Below are 18,553 nucleotides of genomic sequence, written 5' to 3' on the forward strand. Positions count from 1 at the left end.
ATCCGCGAGGATCTCTTGCCTGCCATCGACATGTGACGAGACCGAGCGGCCGATTCCCCGTCGACGAGACGACGGTGCCGGCCCGACCGTGCGAGATAAGGGCGACTGATGACCGACTGCCTCGGCCCCGACGAGCTACGACGACTGCTGGATGACCACCTGGACGGCCCCTCCCGCGAGGCCGCCGAGGTCCACATCGAAGGCTGTCGCCAGTGTCAGGGGGCCCTGGAACTGATGGCCGCCGGTGAAGGGCTCGGGCCCCAGACCATCGCGGCCGAGGCCGACGATGACTCCGACCTCGTCCGCCGGATCAAGGAGCACGGCCCCCTATCCGACTCGCCGAACAAGCCGCTCCCCTGGCGGACCCGGACGGGGACGATCGACCCTCGCGTCAACTCCCTGATCGGGAACGTGGCCAGGTCCGACCGCGGGTTCGAGATCGGGAACCCCTTGCCCTCCATCACCGGCTTCCGCCTCATCCGGGAGATCGGCCGGGGGGGCATGGGGACGGTCTACGAGGCGATTGAGATCGCGCTGGGGCGTAAGGTCGCGCTCAAGGTCCTGCCGCGATCGGCCTCGTCCACGTCCACCACCATCGAGCGATTCCGCCGCGAGGCCCGAGCCGCCGCGAGGCTGCACCACACGAACATCGTGCCGGTCTTCGGCGTCGGCGAGGATGCCGGCCACCTCTTCTATGCGATGCAGCTCATCGAAGGGGAAGGGCTCGATCAGGTCCTCAATCGGCTGCGTAACGAGCAGGCCAGGCCTCCATCGGACACGACCTTGCGCTCGGTCGGGCTCCCCGAAGACCCGACCGATCCGGCCGGATCGGTCGGGTCTTCGGGGTTGCTTGCGACCGAACCGGGGTCGGGAAGCTCAGGGATCTCGTCCGCCTCCTCGGGGCTGGCCGGCGGGTCGTCGAAGTGGTCGGCCGACTCGGCCACGTCCATCCCGATGCGCTGCCGGATCGCGGCCAGGATCGGCATGCAGGTGGCGGAGGGGCTCGAGTTCGCCCATCGCCGGGGCATCCTGCATCGCGACGTCAAGCCGTCGAACATCCTCATCGACGAGGCAGGCGCCGCCTGGGTCGCCGATTTCGGGCTGGCCAAGGCCATCGACGCCGAGGCCGAGGCCCTGACGCAGACCGGCGACATCGTCGGCACCCTCCGCTACATGGCGCCCGAACGCTTCGAGGGCAAGTCCGACGCCCGGGGCGATATCTACTCCCTGGGGATCGCGCTCTACGAGTTGTTGACCCTCCGACCGGCCTTCGACGAGCCGAACCGACACCGGCTGATCGAGCGCCTGCTGCGGGACGACCCGCCCAGGCCGAGGTCGATCGACCGGGGCATCCCGCGCGACCTGGAGACGATCGTCCTCAAGGCCATCGCCAAGGAGCCGGGGGCACGCTACCCATCGGCCGGCACGATGGCGACGGATCTACGCCTCTTCCTCGCCGGAGAGCCAATCCTCGCCAGGCGGATCGGCACGGCCGAGCGGGGCTGGCGATGGGCCAGGCGCAACCCGGTCGTCTCGGGGCTGACGGCCGCCGTCATCCTGACGGTCTCCGTCGGCTTCTCGCTGACCTTCTGGAAGTGGCGCGAAGCCGCCGAGCAGAACGTCCGCGCCGTCAGGGCCGAACTCGACATGGGCCACCAGCGAGACCAGGCGATCTCGGCCAGGCGCGAGGCCAGGAGCCTGGCCGCCAACCTCACCCTCGATCGCGGGTTGAGCCTGCTCGCCGATGGCGATTGGATGGCGGGCCGGCATTGGGTGGCCAGGAGCCTCGAGGCCCCCGAACTCCCCCCCGAGTCCCGACGCCTGGCCCGGCTCAATCTCTCGGCCTGGAGCGACGTCTCCCCCCGCCTCGTCCGGATCCTCGCCGGCCCGAGGCCCTTCCACGCCGTCGCATTCTCGCCCGACGGCACGGTCATGAATGCGCTGGACGACGACGGTGTGAGCCTGCGGCGCTATTCCCTCGCCAACGGCGAGGAGATCGGCGACGCCTTGCAACTGCCCCCGTTCGCCGAGGGGGATCGCGATATCTTCATCGATCCAGGGAGCCTGCTCTGGAGCCAAAGGGCCGAGGGGAATTTCTGCCAGATTATCGACGCCGCGACCGGCAATCGCGGGTTCGGCCCGATGCCGATGGTGAAGGTGGGAGGTGAGAACTACCTCCATAAGTCGCCCGACTCCTCGGCGCTCGCCGTGACCATCGCCGCCGATAGGATCGCCGTACTCCAGGCGAAGACGGGGCGTCGCCTCGGCCCTCCCATCGACGTGGGCCCGATCTCAAATGAGCACTTCGCCCTCTCGCCGGGCGGTCGGACCCTCGTGACGGTCGGGCCCGACGGCGGCCGATTCTGGGACGTGGCGACCGGCACCCTCGCCGGCAATGCGACACTCATGTCCCCCCGGGTCGAACGGATCCACTACGATCCACTGGGTGGTATCGCCACGCTCGAAACCTCCAGGCCGGAGATCTCCGGCCTGGATATCGGCTGGGTCCTGCGCTTCTGGGATGGGAGCGGACGGCCGGTGGGCGAGGCGCAGCCGATGGCCGGCCCCATCCCAGACTTCCAGCATTTCGAGTTCTCCCCCGAGGGGACGTCGCTCGCCGTCATCGACCACTACGGCCGTCTCGGCTTGTATGACTGCCGCCGAGGTGAACGCAAGGAGCAATTCCTGGGGACGAGCAGTTTCGTCAGGGCGATCGCCTTCAGCCCCGATGGGACGACCCTGGCTTCGGGGACGATCGACGGGCAGACCCAGCTCTGGAACGTCGCCTCCGGCCACCCTCGCCCGGTGACGATCCCGCAGCCAGGGCCCATCAGGGCGCTACACTTCAGCCCCGATGGCCGTAGGCTCGCGGTCCACGCGCACGACGGCACGGCCCGCATCTGGCAACTCCCGGATCGCTCCATCCCGGAGGAAGGGGCCAACGGCCCGAACCGCCGGCTCGTCGTCGACGGCGGCGCGACGTTCGCGCCGGGAGGGGGACATGCTTTGATCCTCGGCCCTCGGCAGAACGCCAACCGGATCGTGGCCTCCGACAACCGCCCCGTGGGCGGCCCGCTCCAGCGTGCCTGGCCGGCGGCCCCCTTGCTGGCGAGCAGCCCGGACGGCCGACGCTGGGCGACCGCCTCGCACGACCCGAACTCGATCGCGAGCGAGCTGCGACTCTGGGATGCCGAGGGGCGCCCGATCGGCGACAGCCTGGCCCATCGGAACTGGATCGTCCGGCTCGCCTTCTCCAAAGATGGGAAGACCCTGGCCGCGACCGGCTACGGCGGCCGCGTCTGGCTCTACGACGCCGAGACCGGCAAGCCGGCCAGAGCCCCTTTGCGAATCGACCGGGTCGGGATGAGCCTGGCCTTCTCGCCCGACCGGCGGCTCCTCGCCGTCGGCACTGGCCCGAGCTCGCCCGTGGGCCTCTCCGTCCAGCTCCAGCTCTGGGACTACGCCGCCGGCCGCCTGGAACGCACGGTCGACCTCCCCGAGTGGGCCACCGGGTTGACGTTCAGCCCCGACGGCCGTTCGCTCCTCGTGCGTTTCGACCACACGCTTTATCAGACGTCTTACACGCAGTATCGGATCTGGGATGTCGCCACGCTCTCGCCCCGCGGCGAGCCGCTTTCGTGCCCGGCCCCACCGCGAGAAGCCGTGGTCTTCCTCCAGGACCATCGGCTCCTCACGCGAGGGCCGGGCGGCGTCTGGGAATGGGACTTCGCCACCTCGCGCCCGTCCCGGCTCGCGATCCCCATGCCGGGCTCCGTCCAGGCGCTCGCCGCCGACCCCTCGGCCCGCTGGATCGTCAGCCTGAATGAAGCGGGAGCGGCCCAGCTCTACGACGCCTCGACGTATCGCGCGGTCGGCCCCCTGCTCCGGGCCGAACAACCGATCGTCGGCCTGAGCTTCACCGACGACGGCAAATCCATCGTCGCCGCCGTCGACGGCTTCCGCATGCGGACCTGGCGTATCCCCGAGGCATCCCCCGATACCGAGGGACAGGCGAGCGAGCCCGAGGAGATCCGCCGGCTCGCGATCGCGACCGGGGCCTCGTTCGACGAGCACTCCGGGTCGGTTACAACCTTGAGCACCTCGGAGTGGCTCGACCTCTCCAGGGACCTCGGGGCCGAGCCCGAGGAGGTCGAATCCGAACCCGAGCAGGTCCGAAGGCTCGAACTCTTCGCCGACGCCGCCGAGGCAGAGGGCAACCCACTCGCCGCTCTCTGGCATCTCGACCGCCTGGCTAAACTCCGCCCCGGAGACTGGACCGTCCTCGCGCGTCGATCGCAGGCCCTCGCCAACGACGGCCAGCTCGGACGAGCCGAGGCCGAACTCGCCGGCGCGGCGAGCCTGGCCCCCCGAGGGGCCATCCGCGACTGGCAGTCCTGCCGGTCGATCGACGCCCGCAAAGCCAATCGACCGGATCTGGCCCTCTGGTACGCCAACCGCCTCGTCGCCGACGACCCGAATGACTGGCGGGTCCTCGCCGAGCGGGCCGAGATCCACGACATCCTCGGACAGGTCGACCGGCGGAACGGCGACCTCGAACGGGCCGCGGGCCTTGGGATGAGCTCGACCCTCGTCGGGAGGCACGCCGAACGCCTCGGCGGCAGCAATCAGTGGCCGGAGGCGGCCGCGATCCTGGGCAAGGCCGATCTTCGCGACGACCAGCCGTCCGAACTCCGCTCCTACCAACTGACGATCGCGTCGCTGATGGCCAGGAATCAAAGGATGTACCGCGAGGCTTGCCGGAGGAGCCTCGACCTTGCCCGACGTCGTGTGCCGAACTTCACCCCTGGCGACACGGCGTACCTCTGCGCGATCGGCCCCCGTGCCCTCGACGACTACACCGAATCGATCGCCATGGCGACCGAGGCCCTCGCCGCGATCAAGCCTAGCGACAAGCTCCAACGCCACTGGACCCTGAATACCCTGGGCGCCCTCCTCGTCAGGTCGGGCGAGACGTCTCGGGCCATACGCGTCTTGCAGGAAGGGATCGCGGCCGATGGCGACCCCAACGTGGCCCAGGATCATGCCTTCCTGGCCCTGGCCTACCTAACCCTGGGCGACCGCCCGAAGGCCAAGCAGCACCTCGAACACCTCGCCCGCATCAAGCCGACGGGCGACTTCTGGCAACTCTCCGAGGTCGTCCTCCTCCGCCGCGAGGTCGAGGAGAGGCTCGGCGAGCTCCCGCTGGAACTGCCCGCCGACGTCTTCGCACCCGGACCGCCATGAAAGCATCCCACCAGCCAAACCGGAAGATCTCTGCCGATGGGATCATGCGGACTCCACATCAACCACTTCTCATCTATTTTTGCTCAAGCAATTTTTCAATCTGTCGACCGAAGTAGGCCTCCCAGATCTTGTAGAAATCCTCCTCGGTCATGGTCGATTCCTCGAACCCCATCTCTTTGCCGAGGGCTTTCATCTCGGTGACGCCTTCCTTGGTGTTGATGCCGCTATGGAACGCGAGCTTCCCCTCACGGTCGATGAGGACGATGGTCGGGTAGCCGATGACGCCATAGCGATTGGCCGTCACACCGTTATAGGAACCGGAATCTCCGCCTGAGCCTTCATCTAGGGCCGAGTTCAGCGTCGTCTTCTTGAATTCGAGGACGCGGCGGATCTTCGCCATCTCTTCGCCCGGCGTGTGGATCGACACGAAGGCCACACCGCGCGGCTCGAATCTCTGCCTGAGCTTCTCCAGCGTCGGCAGGGTGTTGACGCAAGGGCCGCACCAGACGCCCCAGAAGTCCAGGAAGATGGGCTTGCCGCGGAGATCCTCCAGAGAGGGGACCTTGCCCTCGGTCGAGCCCACCAGGGACCACTTCGGGGCCGGCGTGCCGAGGGCCGGTGGAGTCGGGCGGGCCGCCTTGGCGGCTTCGGCCTGAGCCTTGAGCTGGGCGGCGTCGAGCATCGGCTTCAGCTTGACCGTCACCGCTTCCGGCTCGGGCAAGGCCAGGAATTTGCTATTCACCATGAGCTTGCCGTAGCGAAAGTTGAGAGGGACCATCCCCAGCGGCAGGTCCCTGATGGTGAACCGGCCGTTCTCATCGGTCTTGCCGAATCGGCTGCGGCTGGCATACGACCCTCCCGGCTCGATCCAGGCTCCCGCCAGGGGCTTGTCGTCGAGACCGACCACCTTGCCGCTGATCGTCCCGCCTTTCGCGAGCTTCACCGGCTCGATGGTCTGGCGTCGATCCGGAGTTGAAGGTTGGAACCGGATTGACTTCGTGTCGATCCCGGCGAACCCCTGCCGGGTCACGGCCAATTCGATCAGCACCGGCTTGTCGTCCGGCCGGGTCATCGGGATCTTGCGGATCAGGAAGTTCCCCTCCGCGTCGGTCTTCGCCATGTGACCTTCGTGGGACATGCCGCTCCCGCCGTGTTCCTCGACCCAGATCATGGCCACCTGCGCCCCTTCGATGGCCTTGCCGGCCTCGTCGACGACCTTGCCGGCGAGTTCCCCAAGTTCCTTCGGGTCGGGGTCCGGGACCGACACGTCCACCACGAGATTTCGGCCATCGGCCTTCGGCTCCAATCGGGCTTTCTCCGGCCCCGAGATCGTGGCGGACTTCCCGGCTTCGTCCTCCAGGCGATAGCTGGCGGGACTGCCGCCGAGCCTCGTCACCGACTCCAGGGTATCGGGACGAAAGCCAGATTCCCACTCGAGGGTCAGCGCGACGGAGGAATCCTCGAGTTTCTCCGAGACGTAGGCCGTGACCTTGCTTCCTTCGGTCGGCAAGGTCAGCCTGGCGATACCCGGTCGGCTACCATCCTCCCCGTTGCGGAAGAATCCCGACGGATTCGAGGCGAAGACGGATCCTCGCTGCGGCTTCGCACCACCGGCGAGATGTATCCGAAAATCCCAGACGGTGCCTCGCCTGACGAAGTAATCCTTGCGATGGGTCGGCTCGCCGCGGGAGACGGCGAATTCCTCGATGACCTCGACGCCCCGAGGTGCCCAGTAGCCGAGTGGCGCGATCAGCGTCCAGGCGCGGGCATTGCCCGGCGTCAGGTCGACGCTGAACCGGCCGTCGGCGTCCGACGTGGCGGTCCGGATCTCACCGCGATGGGCGGCACCAGAGTCCCCCGCCATGACCTGGATCGTCGCGCCGGGGACCCCCTCGTTCGTCCCTTCCACCACCACCGATCCCATCAACGCATAAGCGATCGTCACAGGACGGAGCGTTTCGGATTTCGCCTCCTCGGCGGGCTTCTTCACGACCCCCGGCGCCTGGGCAACTCCGGGCTTGTCGTCGATGGGTTGGGCGATCGCATGCCAGGCGAAGTAGCTGCCTCCGAGGCCGAGGCCGATCAGTGCCAGGGCCACTTTCATCTGGTTCAAGAGCATCGAGTTCTCGACTCCCCGCGCCAGGACGGCGGCCGCGTTGCCCGCGACGAACCCTAGCGCAATCCGAAGGGTGGATTGGACCAACGCCACGGAGATCGCCGACTCGGCCTGGCCGGCTGAGCCCGCGACGAGGAGACCGACGGGCACGGCCACACCGCGGCGAACCAATCGCTCGCGCAGGCGAGTCCTCGCCCTTGCCAACCTGCCCCGAACCGCGACCGACGACAGCCCGAGCCGGAGGGCCGCGACGTCGTAGGTCAGGCCTTGCAGGTAGCATAGGACGATCGGGGCGCGGAGGCGCTCGGGCAATCCCCGGATCTCATCGTGGAGGACGTCCCAATCGAGGTCGGGATCGCCTTCCGTCGTGAGTTCGCCCTCGGGAGACAGCCCGGCGAAGCGCTGGTTGAGAGCCTGCCGGCGCGTCGCGGATCGCTTCAAGCGATACGCGACATTGTGAGCGACGCCGAACAGCCAACTCGCCAGCGAGCCATGGCTCCGGATCAATCCCGCCCGATTGGCCAGGACGAGGAAGACGGCCTGGAAGGCGTCCTCCGCGTCGTGTACGTTGCGCAGGACGCCCCGGCAGACCCGATACACCATCGGGCCGTGCCGCTCCACAAGTGCTTCGAAGGCCGCCTCCGCGGCCTCATCGCGCCTCGACACGAAGCGGTCGAGCAGCTCCGCATCGGACAATGCCGCGACCGTTCCTCGCTGGAACAGCCGATGCACATCCTTGAGACTTCCGTCGTCCTGCATTCCCGCCATGTCTGCCGGTCTCCTCGGTTTTCGACCTCCACCGAGTAGTCCCCGCTAGCGGCGAGCGCCTCATGGATTTCTCCAGATCCGATCAAGGGGGGTCTCGCCACCACCTTGAGCCATCCTCCGCCTCGAACCCGGCTTCACGATCTTGAGCACGAAAACGAGGGCCTCTCGCGATCAATCCCCCGGCGTACACGAAGATCACGACGCCAGCTCCCGTGAAAGCGCTCGACTGCAACGCCTCCAGCAACTATTGCGATTCATCTGTAGCGATGGGTGTCGCGACCAGGAACGCGGCCGCGCCCGCCAGGAGGCTCTGGATGAGGACACCCGTCATCGCGCCATCGATGGCGTTCGGATATGGTCCCTGGAGTCTCCACCCAAATCTCCACGCCCCCAGGGTCGGCCCGATGAAGACAGGCACGACCGCGAGGGCGAAGAGAAACCACCAGGACAACCAGCAAGCAAAAGCGAACGCCGCGATCAAGATCATCAGGCGACCGATGGTGTATCGCGGCTTTCGCACGGAGATCCCTTCCTGAGCGATAACGTCAGAAGTCGGCGTCGAGCACGATGCGATACCGCGCCTTGCCCGCCTCGAGACGCTCGAAAGCCTCGTTGATCCGGCTCATCGGCATGTGCTCGGTCTGCGGTGTCACATTGTGACGCGCGGCGAAATCGAGCATCGTGGCCATCTCGACGGGAGAGCCGGTGGGGGACGAGGAGAGGCTCCCTTGCTTGAAGAGAAGCGAGAAGATCGGCACGGGGATCGGTTCGAGGACCGCGCCGACGACGTGCATCCGGCCGTTCGGGGCGAGCAGGCCGAGCATGGCCTCCCAGTCGAGCGCGACATTCACGGTGACGATCAGCAGATCGATCGAGTTGGCCAGGGACTTGATTGCCGCGGCGTCCCGGCTCGAAGCCACGTGGTTCGCCCCGAACCCGCGGGCCTCCTCGAACTTGCTCTCGCTCGACGTGAACGCCGTCACGTCGCAGCCATAAGCCGCGGCGAACTTCACGGCCATGTGCCCGAGGCCGCCGATCCCGACGACTCCGACGCGCGACGTGGGCTTGGCGAACATGGCGATGGGGTTGAAGACCGTGATGCCGCCGCAGAGCAGCGGGCCGGCCTCGGCGAAATTGAGCTTCTCCGGGAGCGGGACGGTCCAGGCCCAGTGCGACCGCATGTGCGTGGCGAAACCGCCGCGGTGGCCGATGATCGTCGGCACGACCTGGCCGCACAGGTGATGGATTCCCGACATGCACTGCTTGCAGTGCATGCAGCTCCCCGCGTTCCAGCCGACCCCGACGCGCTGGCCGACGCTGAGCCCCTTGGAGGCCGAACCGACGGCCGTGACCCGGCCGATGACCTCGTGGCCCAGGATCGAAGGATACTGGGAGACACCCCAGTCGTTGTTCAGCACGGACAAATCCGAGTGGCAGAGGCCGCAGTTCTCGACCGCGACCTCGACTTCCTCGGCGCCCAGCGGCCCGAGGTCGATCGTCTCCAAGGTCAACTTCTGCTTCGCACCCTTCGCGACCCACGCCTTGCTGCTCATGCACATTCTCCAGATCATCAACGCCTAACGGCCGAAATCCGACGGAATCATAACGCAACGGTCGACCGATTTCCCGCACGAACTATCAGGCGCATAGGCGGGTCACGAGAGGGCATTGACACTCTCGGGACTTATCAGAGGTTCCCGACGAAATCCCGCACGATCCCGGCGATTTCATCGGCGGCCGTGTCGAGGGCGAAGTGGCCGGCATCCAGGACGTGGACCTGGGCCTCGGGGACGTCGCGTCGATAGGATTCAGGCTCGGAGTTGTCGAACGACTTATCATACTTGCCCCAGACGACGAGCAGCCTCGGTTTCGTCTTCTGCAGCCAGGCCTGCCACTTCGGATAGGAGGCCACATTGTTGCGATAGTCATAGAAGAGGTCGGCCTGAATGTCGGCCTGGCCGGGCTGGTTGAGGAAGGCGAACTCGTCGGTCCAGAGGTCGGGATCATAGCGCTCGATGTCCGGGTCGCCGCCGACGTGCCGCAGTTTCGTGGCCTCGAGCGAGAGCAGGTTCTTCCGCAAGGTGGCTTCATGCTTCGCACGGTCGGCCCAGAAGGCTCGTCGAGCCGCCCACAGCGGACCCAGGCCCGTCTCGTGGGCCACGGCGTTCTGGATGATGAGGTTCTGCAGCCGCTCGGGATGGGCGATCGCCACGCGGAACCCGACCGGCCCGCCGTAGTCCTGCAGGTAGAGCGTGTATCGCGTCAGGCCGAGGACCTCGGTGAATCGGGTCATGGACTCCGCGAGGTGGTCGAACGTGTAGGCGAACGCCTTTGGGTCGGGCCAGTCGCTGTGACCGAAACCCGGATAGTCGGGCGCGACGAGGTGATAGCGGTCGGAGAGCCGCGTCAACAACGTCTCATACATCCTCGATGACGAGGGGAGCCCGTGCAGCAGGAGGATCGTCGGCGCGTCCTTCGGGCCCGCCTCGCGATAGAAAATGTTGATTCCATCAACCTTGACCCGGCGATAGGAAACCCCCTGCCGCACCTCCGGCTCCTTCGCCGCGGCATGCTCTTGCCGAACTACGGACAGAACGGCAAACCCCAGCAACGTCCAGAGGAACGAGGCTCCGGCCCGAGACTGCATCACGGCAACGTCCTCCCTTACAGGCATGTTCACCCGCCTGATTGAATTCATCGTGCGGATCGTCGGGCAAACGTGGCGACGATCGGGAGCATTGATCCCACGAAGTAACGAATCACGTCCTTACTCATGAAATCGAAATCTCATCAATCCTCGGACTGTTCGCGGAGCCTCGCGCGGAAGGCGGCCACCTTCGCCCGGTTCCCGCAGCCGGCGGACGTGCAGTATTTCCGGCAGTGGTGCCGGGTGCGGTCGTAGAACCAGAGAACGCAAGAGCCACTCTCACAGCGGCGGATCAGCTCGAAATCGCCGTTTGCGAGGAGGTCCGCGACCGCTTCGGCGAGTGGCCCGAGGTATCCCTCGGGGGTCGAACCGTGATAGATCCGCCTGAACTCCGGAGATGAATCACCCGGGACGAGTGCGCCGTGGCTCGTCGACAAGACGAGGAATGCGTTGATCTCGGCCAGGGAGGGACGCTTGCCTTCCTTCCTGGCCTCGATCGACTTCAACGTCGCCGCGCGCAGGCGCCGGGCGGCATCCAGGAGTGCCCCGCGACGCCAGGGCGCAGGTTTGACGGCGACGGGGACGCCGGCGAGCCCCAGCCAGACCTTGACGTCCTCGTCCGCCTGTAAGGTGTCGGTCACGGCGCCGGCGACCATCCTGACGGTGTTGACGAAGTCGATCGCCAGGTGATCGCCGATGAAATCCAGGTCGTGCGCCCGCTTTGCGGAGCGATAGGGTCGTCGGCTCATCGTTCGCCCGCGACTGAGGCGGAACCCATCCATAACTTGCCAAGCGTCATCATGCCGCATATCATTGTAACCAGTGTCAGGCGCCTTTTCTAGTGACAGGATGACCACATCGCGGGAGGGAGTTCCGGCCATGACAGGACAGGATCCGACGCCGTCGACGGCCCCGGCCTGGAACCGGACGCGGCTCTCGGCCGAGCTCGGGATCGAGTATCCGATCATCCAGGGGCCGCTCGGGGGCCTCTCCTCGCAGAGGCTCGCCGCGGCCGTCTCGAACTTCGGCGGCCTGGGGTCATTCGGTGCGCACGGCCTGGTCCCCTCGGCGATCAAGGATGTGATCGCGGAGATCCGCTCGCTGACGGACAAACCCTTCGCGATGAACCTGTGGGTCTCGATGGAGGACGAGGGAGCCTCATCCACCGGGGCGGAAGCGTTCGCACGGAGTCTTTCGGCGATCGCCGGCCATATCGAGGGCCTCGGCGCCCCCCTGCCCTCGTACAAGCCTTACGCTCCCATACGTTTCGAGGATCAAGTCCGGGTCCTGCTGGATGAGAAGGTACCGGTCTTCAGCTTCATCCTCGGCATTCCGCCCAGGGAGATCCTGGACGAATGCCGGAAGCAGGGGATCATCCTCATCGGCACTGCCACGACTCCCGATGAGGCCGCCGCGCTCGAGCAAGCCGGTGTCGACGTGGTCGTGGCCTCGGGCTTCGAGGCGGGGGGCCATCGCGGCTCGTTCTTGCGAACCTCCGAGGAGTCGTTGACCGGGACCATCGCGCTGATCCCGCAGGTCGTCGACCGCGTCAAGATCCCTGTGGCGGCGGCGGGAGGGATCTCCGACGCCCGGGGCATCATCGCAGCGCTCGCCCTGGGCGCAGAAGGGGTGCAGATCGGGACTGCCTTCCTGGCCTGCGAGGAATCAGGGGCGAGCCTCCTCCATCGAGAGGCCCTCCTGAGCGGCCAGGCCGGTCAGACGGCCCTGACCCGGGGATTCACCGGCAGGCTCGGGCGAGGGATCAAGAACCAACTGCTTGACGAACTCAATCGCCCGGGGGTCGAGATCCTGCCGTATCCGCTGCAACGCCACCTCGTGCGGAACCTCTCGGCCCCTGCGGAGAAGGCCAACGTCCCGCAACTCGTCCCGCTCTGGGCCGGCCAGAGCGCCAATCTTGCTCACCACACGAGCGCCACGACACTCCTGCAAAGCCTCGTCGACGAGGTCTCTCCCATCGCGGGTTCCGTCGCCCTATGGAGCATGCAGGTAGGAGGCTCAAGCTCCGAGCCTTGAACCACTTGAGCCGTTCACAACGACGCCCAAAGCTTTTCCATCATACGTCGTCTCGCGATCCACGGCTAATCACAGTTAGAAGATGCCCAGCGTGGCGAAGAGATCGCTGATGCGGCTGGCATTCCTTCGCATCGCCCCGGCGATGTTGGTGCTCCCCGTCGATCGTATCAAGCCGAGGGCCAGGTTCCGTAACGCCGCAAAGACCTCGGGGCCGAAGCCTTTGCGAATCCGGCTGGCATCTTCTCCCAGGCTCACGTCTCGCACATGGTGCGAGCGGTTCTCGATGGTCCAATGGCCGCGCGACCAGCGCAGGAGTTCCTCGGCACCGGCCATCGAACGCGGCACGCTGGTGATGAAGTGGCGGGTCTCCGTGGTGCGCTTGCCGTCGCGCAGCACGACCGAGTCGATTCGGCCGACCTGGCCCACTCCGGGCCAGTCCAGATAGCCGTTCAGGGCCGTCGTGGCCGTCGACGTGCGACGCTCGGTGCGGCCATGTCCTTTCTCCAAGGTGGTCGCTGTGTCGATGGCCTCAAGCCAGAGCGCCGCTGCCGGGGGAAAGAGCCTCTACGGCTCCCGGGGCGAAGGCCGCTCGGATGTCGGCCGGGAGTGCGGGCTGATTGTCCTTGACCACCCAGAGGTAATGGCCGCCGCTGTCGACGATCTGACGGCTCAGGTCGCGTTGACAGAAGATGGCATCGCCGGTGATGAGACGGCCCTCGAGGACCAACCCCGAGAGGAGCTGGAGGGCGGCCTTATGCTCATTCGTCTTGTCCTTGGCGCCGTCGGGCACCTTGGCCTGGGCCACGGTCAGCCCGGATCGGTGGGCGACCAGCGAGAGCAGATGAACGGCTTTGTTCAGGCCATCGAAGCTGCCGCGAACCGACTTACCGTCCAGGGCGAAGGGGGCAAGGAGGCCTTCGTCCTCCGCGGGGATTTGGCCGAGCAGGGCCTCGGCCCAGCGGGTCAAGGCCGCCTCCAGTGCGGCCGGCGAGAGGGCCATGAGGACCTTGCGAATGCCGCCGGACTTGGGAGGACGCCTAGTGAATCCGAGGCGATGCATGAACGCGATGTCCTGGTCGTGGGCCCATTGGCCGATGGCGGCATAACTGCGGGAGCCACACATGATGGCGCAGCAGGCCAAGGCGAGGACGGCCGATAGGGGATGCTGGCGGCCGTGTCGACTGCGAGGGTCGAGGACCTCATCGAGGAAATGGAGCAAGCCGAGATTTGAGGGTGCGTCCATGCCAAGGATCTCGAAAGGGGTCGTTCTAAGCCGAAGACGCTTCTCTAACCTCCCCACAATGAATCCGTCAATAGCCCTGTCTCGCGATCGGCATCGACGGATCTCGGCTTTGAGGGTATGAGAACGTGGGAGAGGCCATACCCTGATGGCCAAGATACGGTCAGCCGGGTGTTCCTCAAGGAGGAGGGAAGCGTCCGATGTATTGCTCCGAGTGTGGGACGCAAGGGTTGGGGAAGTTCTGCACCAACTGCGGGACCAGGCTCGCCGCCGCGACGGCGACGGCCTTGGTCGACCCGCCGACGCCGGCCCCAATCGTCGACTGGCCTCGCGAGGTTCGCTATGACCTCCTGATCGCCCACCCCGAGGTCCGCGAGCGGCTCTCGAACGCGGGGAACAAGGCCACCGCGGGCATCTCGGCCGAGCAGGCGATGAAGTTCTACGACAAGTTTTTGGCGAAGGCCGTGGGGGGCGTCGAGCTCAGCGACATCGCCACCATCGCCGTTCCCATCCTGACTCGCATGGGCCTGCAGGCGACGAAGCAACGATCCGAGAGCTTCGAGGCCCCACCGGGCCGCACCATCGTCGCGGCACTCTGCTCGCTGGCGGCCCGGGGCCAGAAGGTCAAGGAAGTCTACCAGGCCAGCGACGGCTGCGCGATCGAGGCCGTCCTCCCGTCCGACCTCTGGTCCTGGGAAGGCACCCTGTTCGTGACCGTCGCCTCCGACGGCCATCGATCGCGGCTCGACGCCCGGACCAAGATCGGCGGCCAGGTGTACGACTGGGGTAAGAGCAACCGCTGCCTCGATCGCCTCGTGCAGGACGTGCGATCGTTCCGTTGATAGGAACATGGACGAATCAATTCCATCCGGCGACGCCTCGAACATCTTCGAGGCGTCGCCGATGGCGTCTGGCCGATCAATGCGCGGCGCGGGCCCCAGGGCCTCGGAGGACGCGGCCAGGCAGTGCCTTGGTGGGATTGCCGTCGTCCATGACGACCTGGCCGTTGACCAGCACGAACCGGATCCCCTCGGATCTGAGGGTCGACTCGGCCAGAGTGGCCCTGTCACCGATGCGGTCGGGGTCGAAGACGACGAGGTCGGCGGCCATGCCCGGCGAGATCCGGCCACGGTCGCGGATGCCAAGCTCGTTGGCGGCCACCGAGGTCATCCGGGCGATCGCCTGCTCCAGGGTCAGAACGCCCAGCTCGCGGACGTAATGCGAGAGGATCCTCGGGAACGAGCCGTAGGCCCGGGGATGCGTCGAGGTGATCGACGGCGGGACGGGGCCGGCGTCGGTGCAGAACGACATGAATTCCTGCTCGATCCCCGCGATCTTGTTCGCCTCCGACATGGTCTCGGGCAAGGCGAACGCCCCGTCCTTGACGGCGTCGAAGAAGACGTCCCACGGATCCTTGCCGAGGTTGCGTGCGACCGCGCCGAGCGGCCTGCCATCCTGCGCCTTGTAGGGATCCGACTTCAGCTCGGCGATGACGACCTTGTCCCAGTTCCGGCCCATGTGGCGATACCAGTTCTCCCAGTCGGCCTGGGTCTCCATCTCCTGTCGGATCGCGGCGCGGGCCTTCGGATCACCAAGTTCGCGGAGGAGCCCGGCGTTCCCCCCGGCGGAGTGCCTGGGGTGGATGAAGGCAGCGAGGCCCAGGCCGTTGTTGACGTAGGGGTAGATGTCGGCCCCGACCTGCTTGCCGGCGGCCCGTGCGGCCTTGATCCGGGCGATCGCCTGTTCCATCTTGGGCCAGTTCGCCCGCCCGGCCGCCTTGAGGTGGAAGATATGCACGGGCGTGCCCGCTTTATCCCCGATCATGAGGGCTTCCTCGATCGCTTCCAGCAGGCGATCCCCCTCGTTGCGCATGTGGGTGAAGTAGCCGCCGCCGTGCTCGCCCGCCACCTTGGTTAACTCGATGATCTCCTCGGCCGAGGCGAAGACGGCCGGGGGATAGATCAGGGACGTGGACACACCGATCGCCCCCGCCTCCATCCCCTCGCGGACGAGGTCCTTCATCTTCGCGAGCTCGGCAGGAGTGGCCTGGCGGTCGACGTCGCCGATCACCACCTTACGGACCTGAGTATGCCCCACGGTCTGCACCATATTCATGGGCATCCCGGCCTGGTCGAGCTTCGCGAAAAACTCGGCCATCGACGACCATCCCGCCTTCTTGGCGGCCTCGGCCGCGAGCGGGGCATCGGATTCTCCCTCGCCCGCGTTGATCGTCGTGATCCCCTGCGAAAGCAGGTTGTCACCGCCGCGAGGGTTCGTGAGGAACGGCGCCGCCGTCTGGCCCATCATGTCGATGAACCCCGGGGCGATGACGAACCCATCGGCGTCGATCACCCGCCCGGCCTTCGCATCCCCGAGCTTGCCGATGGCCGCGATCTTCCCCTCGCGGATGCCGAGGTCGGCGCGATACCAGGGGGTTCCACAGCCGTCGACGATCCGGGCATTCTTGAGCAGCAGGTCGAAGCTCGGCGCAGCCTTACCCGCGACCTGATCCTTCGCCTCCTTCTTGAGCTCGACCCAGTGCGAGAGCGCGAAGTAGTCGGGGCCCACCACGCTGCCGACGCCCGTCAGGCGATCGCCGTTGCGGTCGAGCTCGAAATCGATCGTCGAAGGGCCGTGGTAGTCGGCTCGGGTCGGGATCGAGCCGGCGATATTCACCTCCAGGCGGCCCTCGCGCAGGACGACGCCCTCGAGCTCGACCGCGGCCCTGGTGCCGAGGGCCACGCGGGCGGTCCTGGGAGGCAAGAGCTCCATTTTCAGGCTGATATCTCCCCGGGGATGGGCGAGCTTGCCGACCCAGCTCCCCGCCCAATCCGACGGGATGTCGGCCTCCTTGGGCGAGGGGGGTCGCTTGTCGTCATCGTCCTTCTTCGCCCCGTCGGGGAAGATCGCCCGGGTGAGTCGCCTGGCAATCGACGTATTCAGGCCGTCGGTCTCTGAGTTGATGAGGACGACGACCGCGGCCTTGTCATCGGGATAGAGTTTGAGAGCCGTCGACACGCCGGGCATGCCGCCGGTGTGCGAGAGACAGCGATGGCCCCGGTCGGTGGTGACCAGCCACGACACTCCCGTGGCCGCGTCGCTGCTCCGAGATCCGGTCGGCTCCTGCATGGCGCGGGTGGATCGCTCGCTGAGCACGCGGGCGCCGTCGATCTCGCCGGAATTCATGTGCATGCGAGCGAACCTGGCGAGGTCGTTCGCGCTGCTCCAGACGGCCGAGGCCCCGGGGTGGTCGAAGTCGTAGTCGCCGACCGCCACGAACCGGCCCGAGGCGTCCATGCTGTAGGGGATTGCGGCCTCGGCCTCACGCCCCGGCCGGACGCGGTCGGACGTCCGGCTCATGCCGGCCGGGTCATAGACCTCGCGCTCCATGAACGTCCCCCAGGGGGTGCCCGAGACGACCTCGGTGATGTGGCCGAGGAGGCCATAGGCGAGGTTCGAGTACTTCCAGGCCTTCCCGGGCTCGGTGGCGGCGAACCCGTAGCGGCGGATCGTCTCGTCGACCGGCGCCGGCTTGTGGCCGTCGTAGAAGAAGTTGTAGTGGAGCGGCAAACCCGAGGTGTGATTCGCGAGCCGACGCACCGTCATCGCGTCAGCCGCCCCGATCCTCGCGGCGAGCTTGCTCCCCGGGAGATACCGGTTCGCAGGGGCATCGAGGTCGATCTTCCCCCGATCCACCAGGACCATCAGGCCGGTCGCCGTCATCGGCTTGGAGATCGAGGCCAGGCGGTAGATCGTGTCGGGGGTCGCGTCCGTCCCGGCCTCGATATTGGCCTTGCCGAAGCCCTCCGCCCAGACGGTCTTGCCTCCCTTAACGGCCGCCACCGCAACCGAGGCGACCTCTCCTTGCTCGACCTTCTCCTTGATGAAGGCGCGGACTTCCTTGAATTCCGGAGGCGCCTCGGCCACTGCCTCACCCCCCGACGCGACCAAGCAGAAGAGCCCCAACAGATACACACCGAAAGGCCTCGAACTAGACACGATGCGCTCCGTGGAAGCCAAGGAAGAATTTGCGGCATGCAACTTGCTGCCTAGCAGTGCAACCTAGCCGATTATTTCTGACCGCTCAAGGGCCGGCTGCCGCATCCTCGCGCTCGAAAGGCCCTGCGAATCACGACATCCGCGGCGAATTTCGAGGAAGACGCCCATGACATGGCCAAGTCCGAATCCATTCGTGGCTAGAGCCTACTCAAGGCACGGGTGAAAATCTCCAAGTGGATCGATTTTTCCGGCCCGAAACCGTCCGAGGACTAACGACCCTGAAGTCCGATCTGGTAAGATCGGGCCCACCGGGAAATCCAACGATAGTGATAACGCAGACAAGCTTCGGCATTAATTCAAATTTACATCCGTCAACTCAAGAACAAGTTACCAAATCAGCCCCTCGACATTAAAAAGCCATTTCATTTGCAAATTTCCCACAACAAATGCCAAGGAGCCCCCTGGAACCTCACCCCGCTCGCCCCATTGGGTCGAGGAGACGGAT

Annotated in this window: 11 protein-coding genes; 3 read left to right on the forward strand and 8 right to left on the reverse strand. The window is 66.3% G+C overall.

Annotated features, from left to right (window positions below; translation table 11 throughout):
* The first annotated feature begins 108 nt into the window (after positions 1–108).
* Positions 109–5,244 (forward strand): protein kinase domain-containing protein, encoded by a 5,136-nt coding sequence (locus tag ACOYYX_RS19450; protein WP_422922856.1) that lies wholly within the window; start codon positions 109–111, stop codon positions 5,242–5,244.
* A gap of 73 nt (positions 5,245–5,317) precedes the next feature.
* Here the strand turns inward: ACOYYX_RS19450 and ACOYYX_RS19455 are convergent, their stop codons facing one another.
* The 5 genes from ACOYYX_RS19455 to ACOYYX_RS19475 form a co-directional block, all read right to left on the reverse strand.
* Positions 5,318–8,128 (reverse strand): sigma-70 family RNA polymerase sigma factor, encoded by a 2,811-nt coding sequence (locus ACOYYX_RS19455; protein WP_422922858.1) that lies wholly within the window; start codon positions 8,126–8,128, stop codon positions 5,318–5,320.
* A 244-nt stretch (positions 8,129–8,372) separates the two neighbouring features.
* On the reverse strand, positions 8,373–8,648 hold the full coding sequence (locus ACOYYX_RS19460) for a hypothetical protein (protein WP_422922859.1): 276 nt from the start codon (positions 8,646–8,648) through the stop codon (positions 8,373–8,375).
* Between the two features lie 25 nt (positions 8,649–8,673).
* Positions 8,674–9,681, reverse strand: a complete 1,008-nt coding sequence (gene ahr / locus ACOYYX_RS19465; protein ID WP_422922861.1) for an NADPH-dependent aldehyde reductase Ahr — start codon at positions 9,679–9,681, stop codon at positions 8,674–8,676.
* A gap of 134 nt (positions 9,682–9,815) precedes the next feature.
* Positions 9,816–10,775 carry an alpha/beta fold hydrolase gene (locus tag ACOYYX_RS19470; protein WP_422931640.1) on the reverse strand — a complete coding sequence of 320 codons (960 nt, stop codon included), beginning with the start codon at positions 10,773–10,775 and terminating at the stop codon, positions 9,816–9,818.
* A 143-nt stretch (positions 10,776–10,918) separates the two neighbouring features.
* Complete coding sequence (locus ACOYYX_RS19475) at positions 10,919–11,524, reverse strand: CGNR zinc finger domain-containing protein (RefSeq protein ID WP_422922863.1); 606 nt, start codon at positions 11,522–11,524, stop codon at positions 10,919–10,921.
* A gap of 130 nt (positions 11,525–11,654) precedes the next feature.
* Between ACOYYX_RS19475 and ACOYYX_RS19480 the strand changes: the two genes are divergently transcribed.
* Entirely contained in the window at positions 11,655–12,809 is a 1,155-nt protein-coding gene (locus ACOYYX_RS19480) for an NAD(P)H-dependent flavin oxidoreductase (protein WP_422922864.1), read from the forward strand.
* A gap of 75 nt (positions 12,810–12,884) precedes the next feature.
* Here ACOYYX_RS19480 and ACOYYX_RS19485 read toward each other — a convergent pair whose 3' ends face one another.
* Together ACOYYX_RS19485 and ACOYYX_RS19490 are read right to left on the reverse strand one after the other, a co-directional pair.
* Positions 12,885–13,316 carry an ISAs1 family transposase gene (locus ACOYYX_RS19485; RefSeq protein ID WP_422922865.1) on the reverse strand — a complete coding sequence of 144 codons (432 nt, stop codon included), beginning with the start codon at positions 13,314–13,316 and terminating at the stop codon, positions 12,885–12,887.
* Between the two features lie 22 nt (positions 13,317–13,338).
* Positions 13,339–14,052, reverse strand: a complete 714-nt coding sequence (locus ACOYYX_RS19490) for an ISAs1 family transposase (protein WP_422922867.1) — start codon at positions 14,050–14,052, stop codon at positions 13,339–13,341.
* A 197-nt stretch (positions 14,053–14,249) separates the two neighbouring features.
* Between ACOYYX_RS19490 and ACOYYX_RS19495 the strand changes: the two genes are divergently transcribed.
* Positions 14,250–14,891, forward strand: a complete 642-nt coding sequence (locus tag ACOYYX_RS19495; RefSeq protein ID WP_422922868.1) for a zinc ribbon domain-containing protein — start codon at positions 14,250–14,252, stop codon at positions 14,889–14,891.
* A 76-nt stretch (positions 14,892–14,967) separates the two neighbouring features.
* On the opposite strand, the gene ACOYYX_RS19500 is transcribed toward ACOYYX_RS19495, so the two are convergent.
* Entirely contained in the window at positions 14,968–18,048 is a 3,081-nt protein-coding gene (locus tag ACOYYX_RS19500; RefSeq protein WP_422922870.1) for a serine hydrolase, read from the reverse strand.
* Between the last annotated feature and the right edge of the window lie 505 nt (positions 18,049–18,553).

Origin of the sequence: Singulisphaera chitinilytica (genome assembly GCF_049331405.1) — a bacterium.
In the GTDB taxonomy this organism is placed as follows: Bacteria; Planctomycetota; Planctomycetia; order Isosphaerales; family Isosphaeraceae; genus PoT.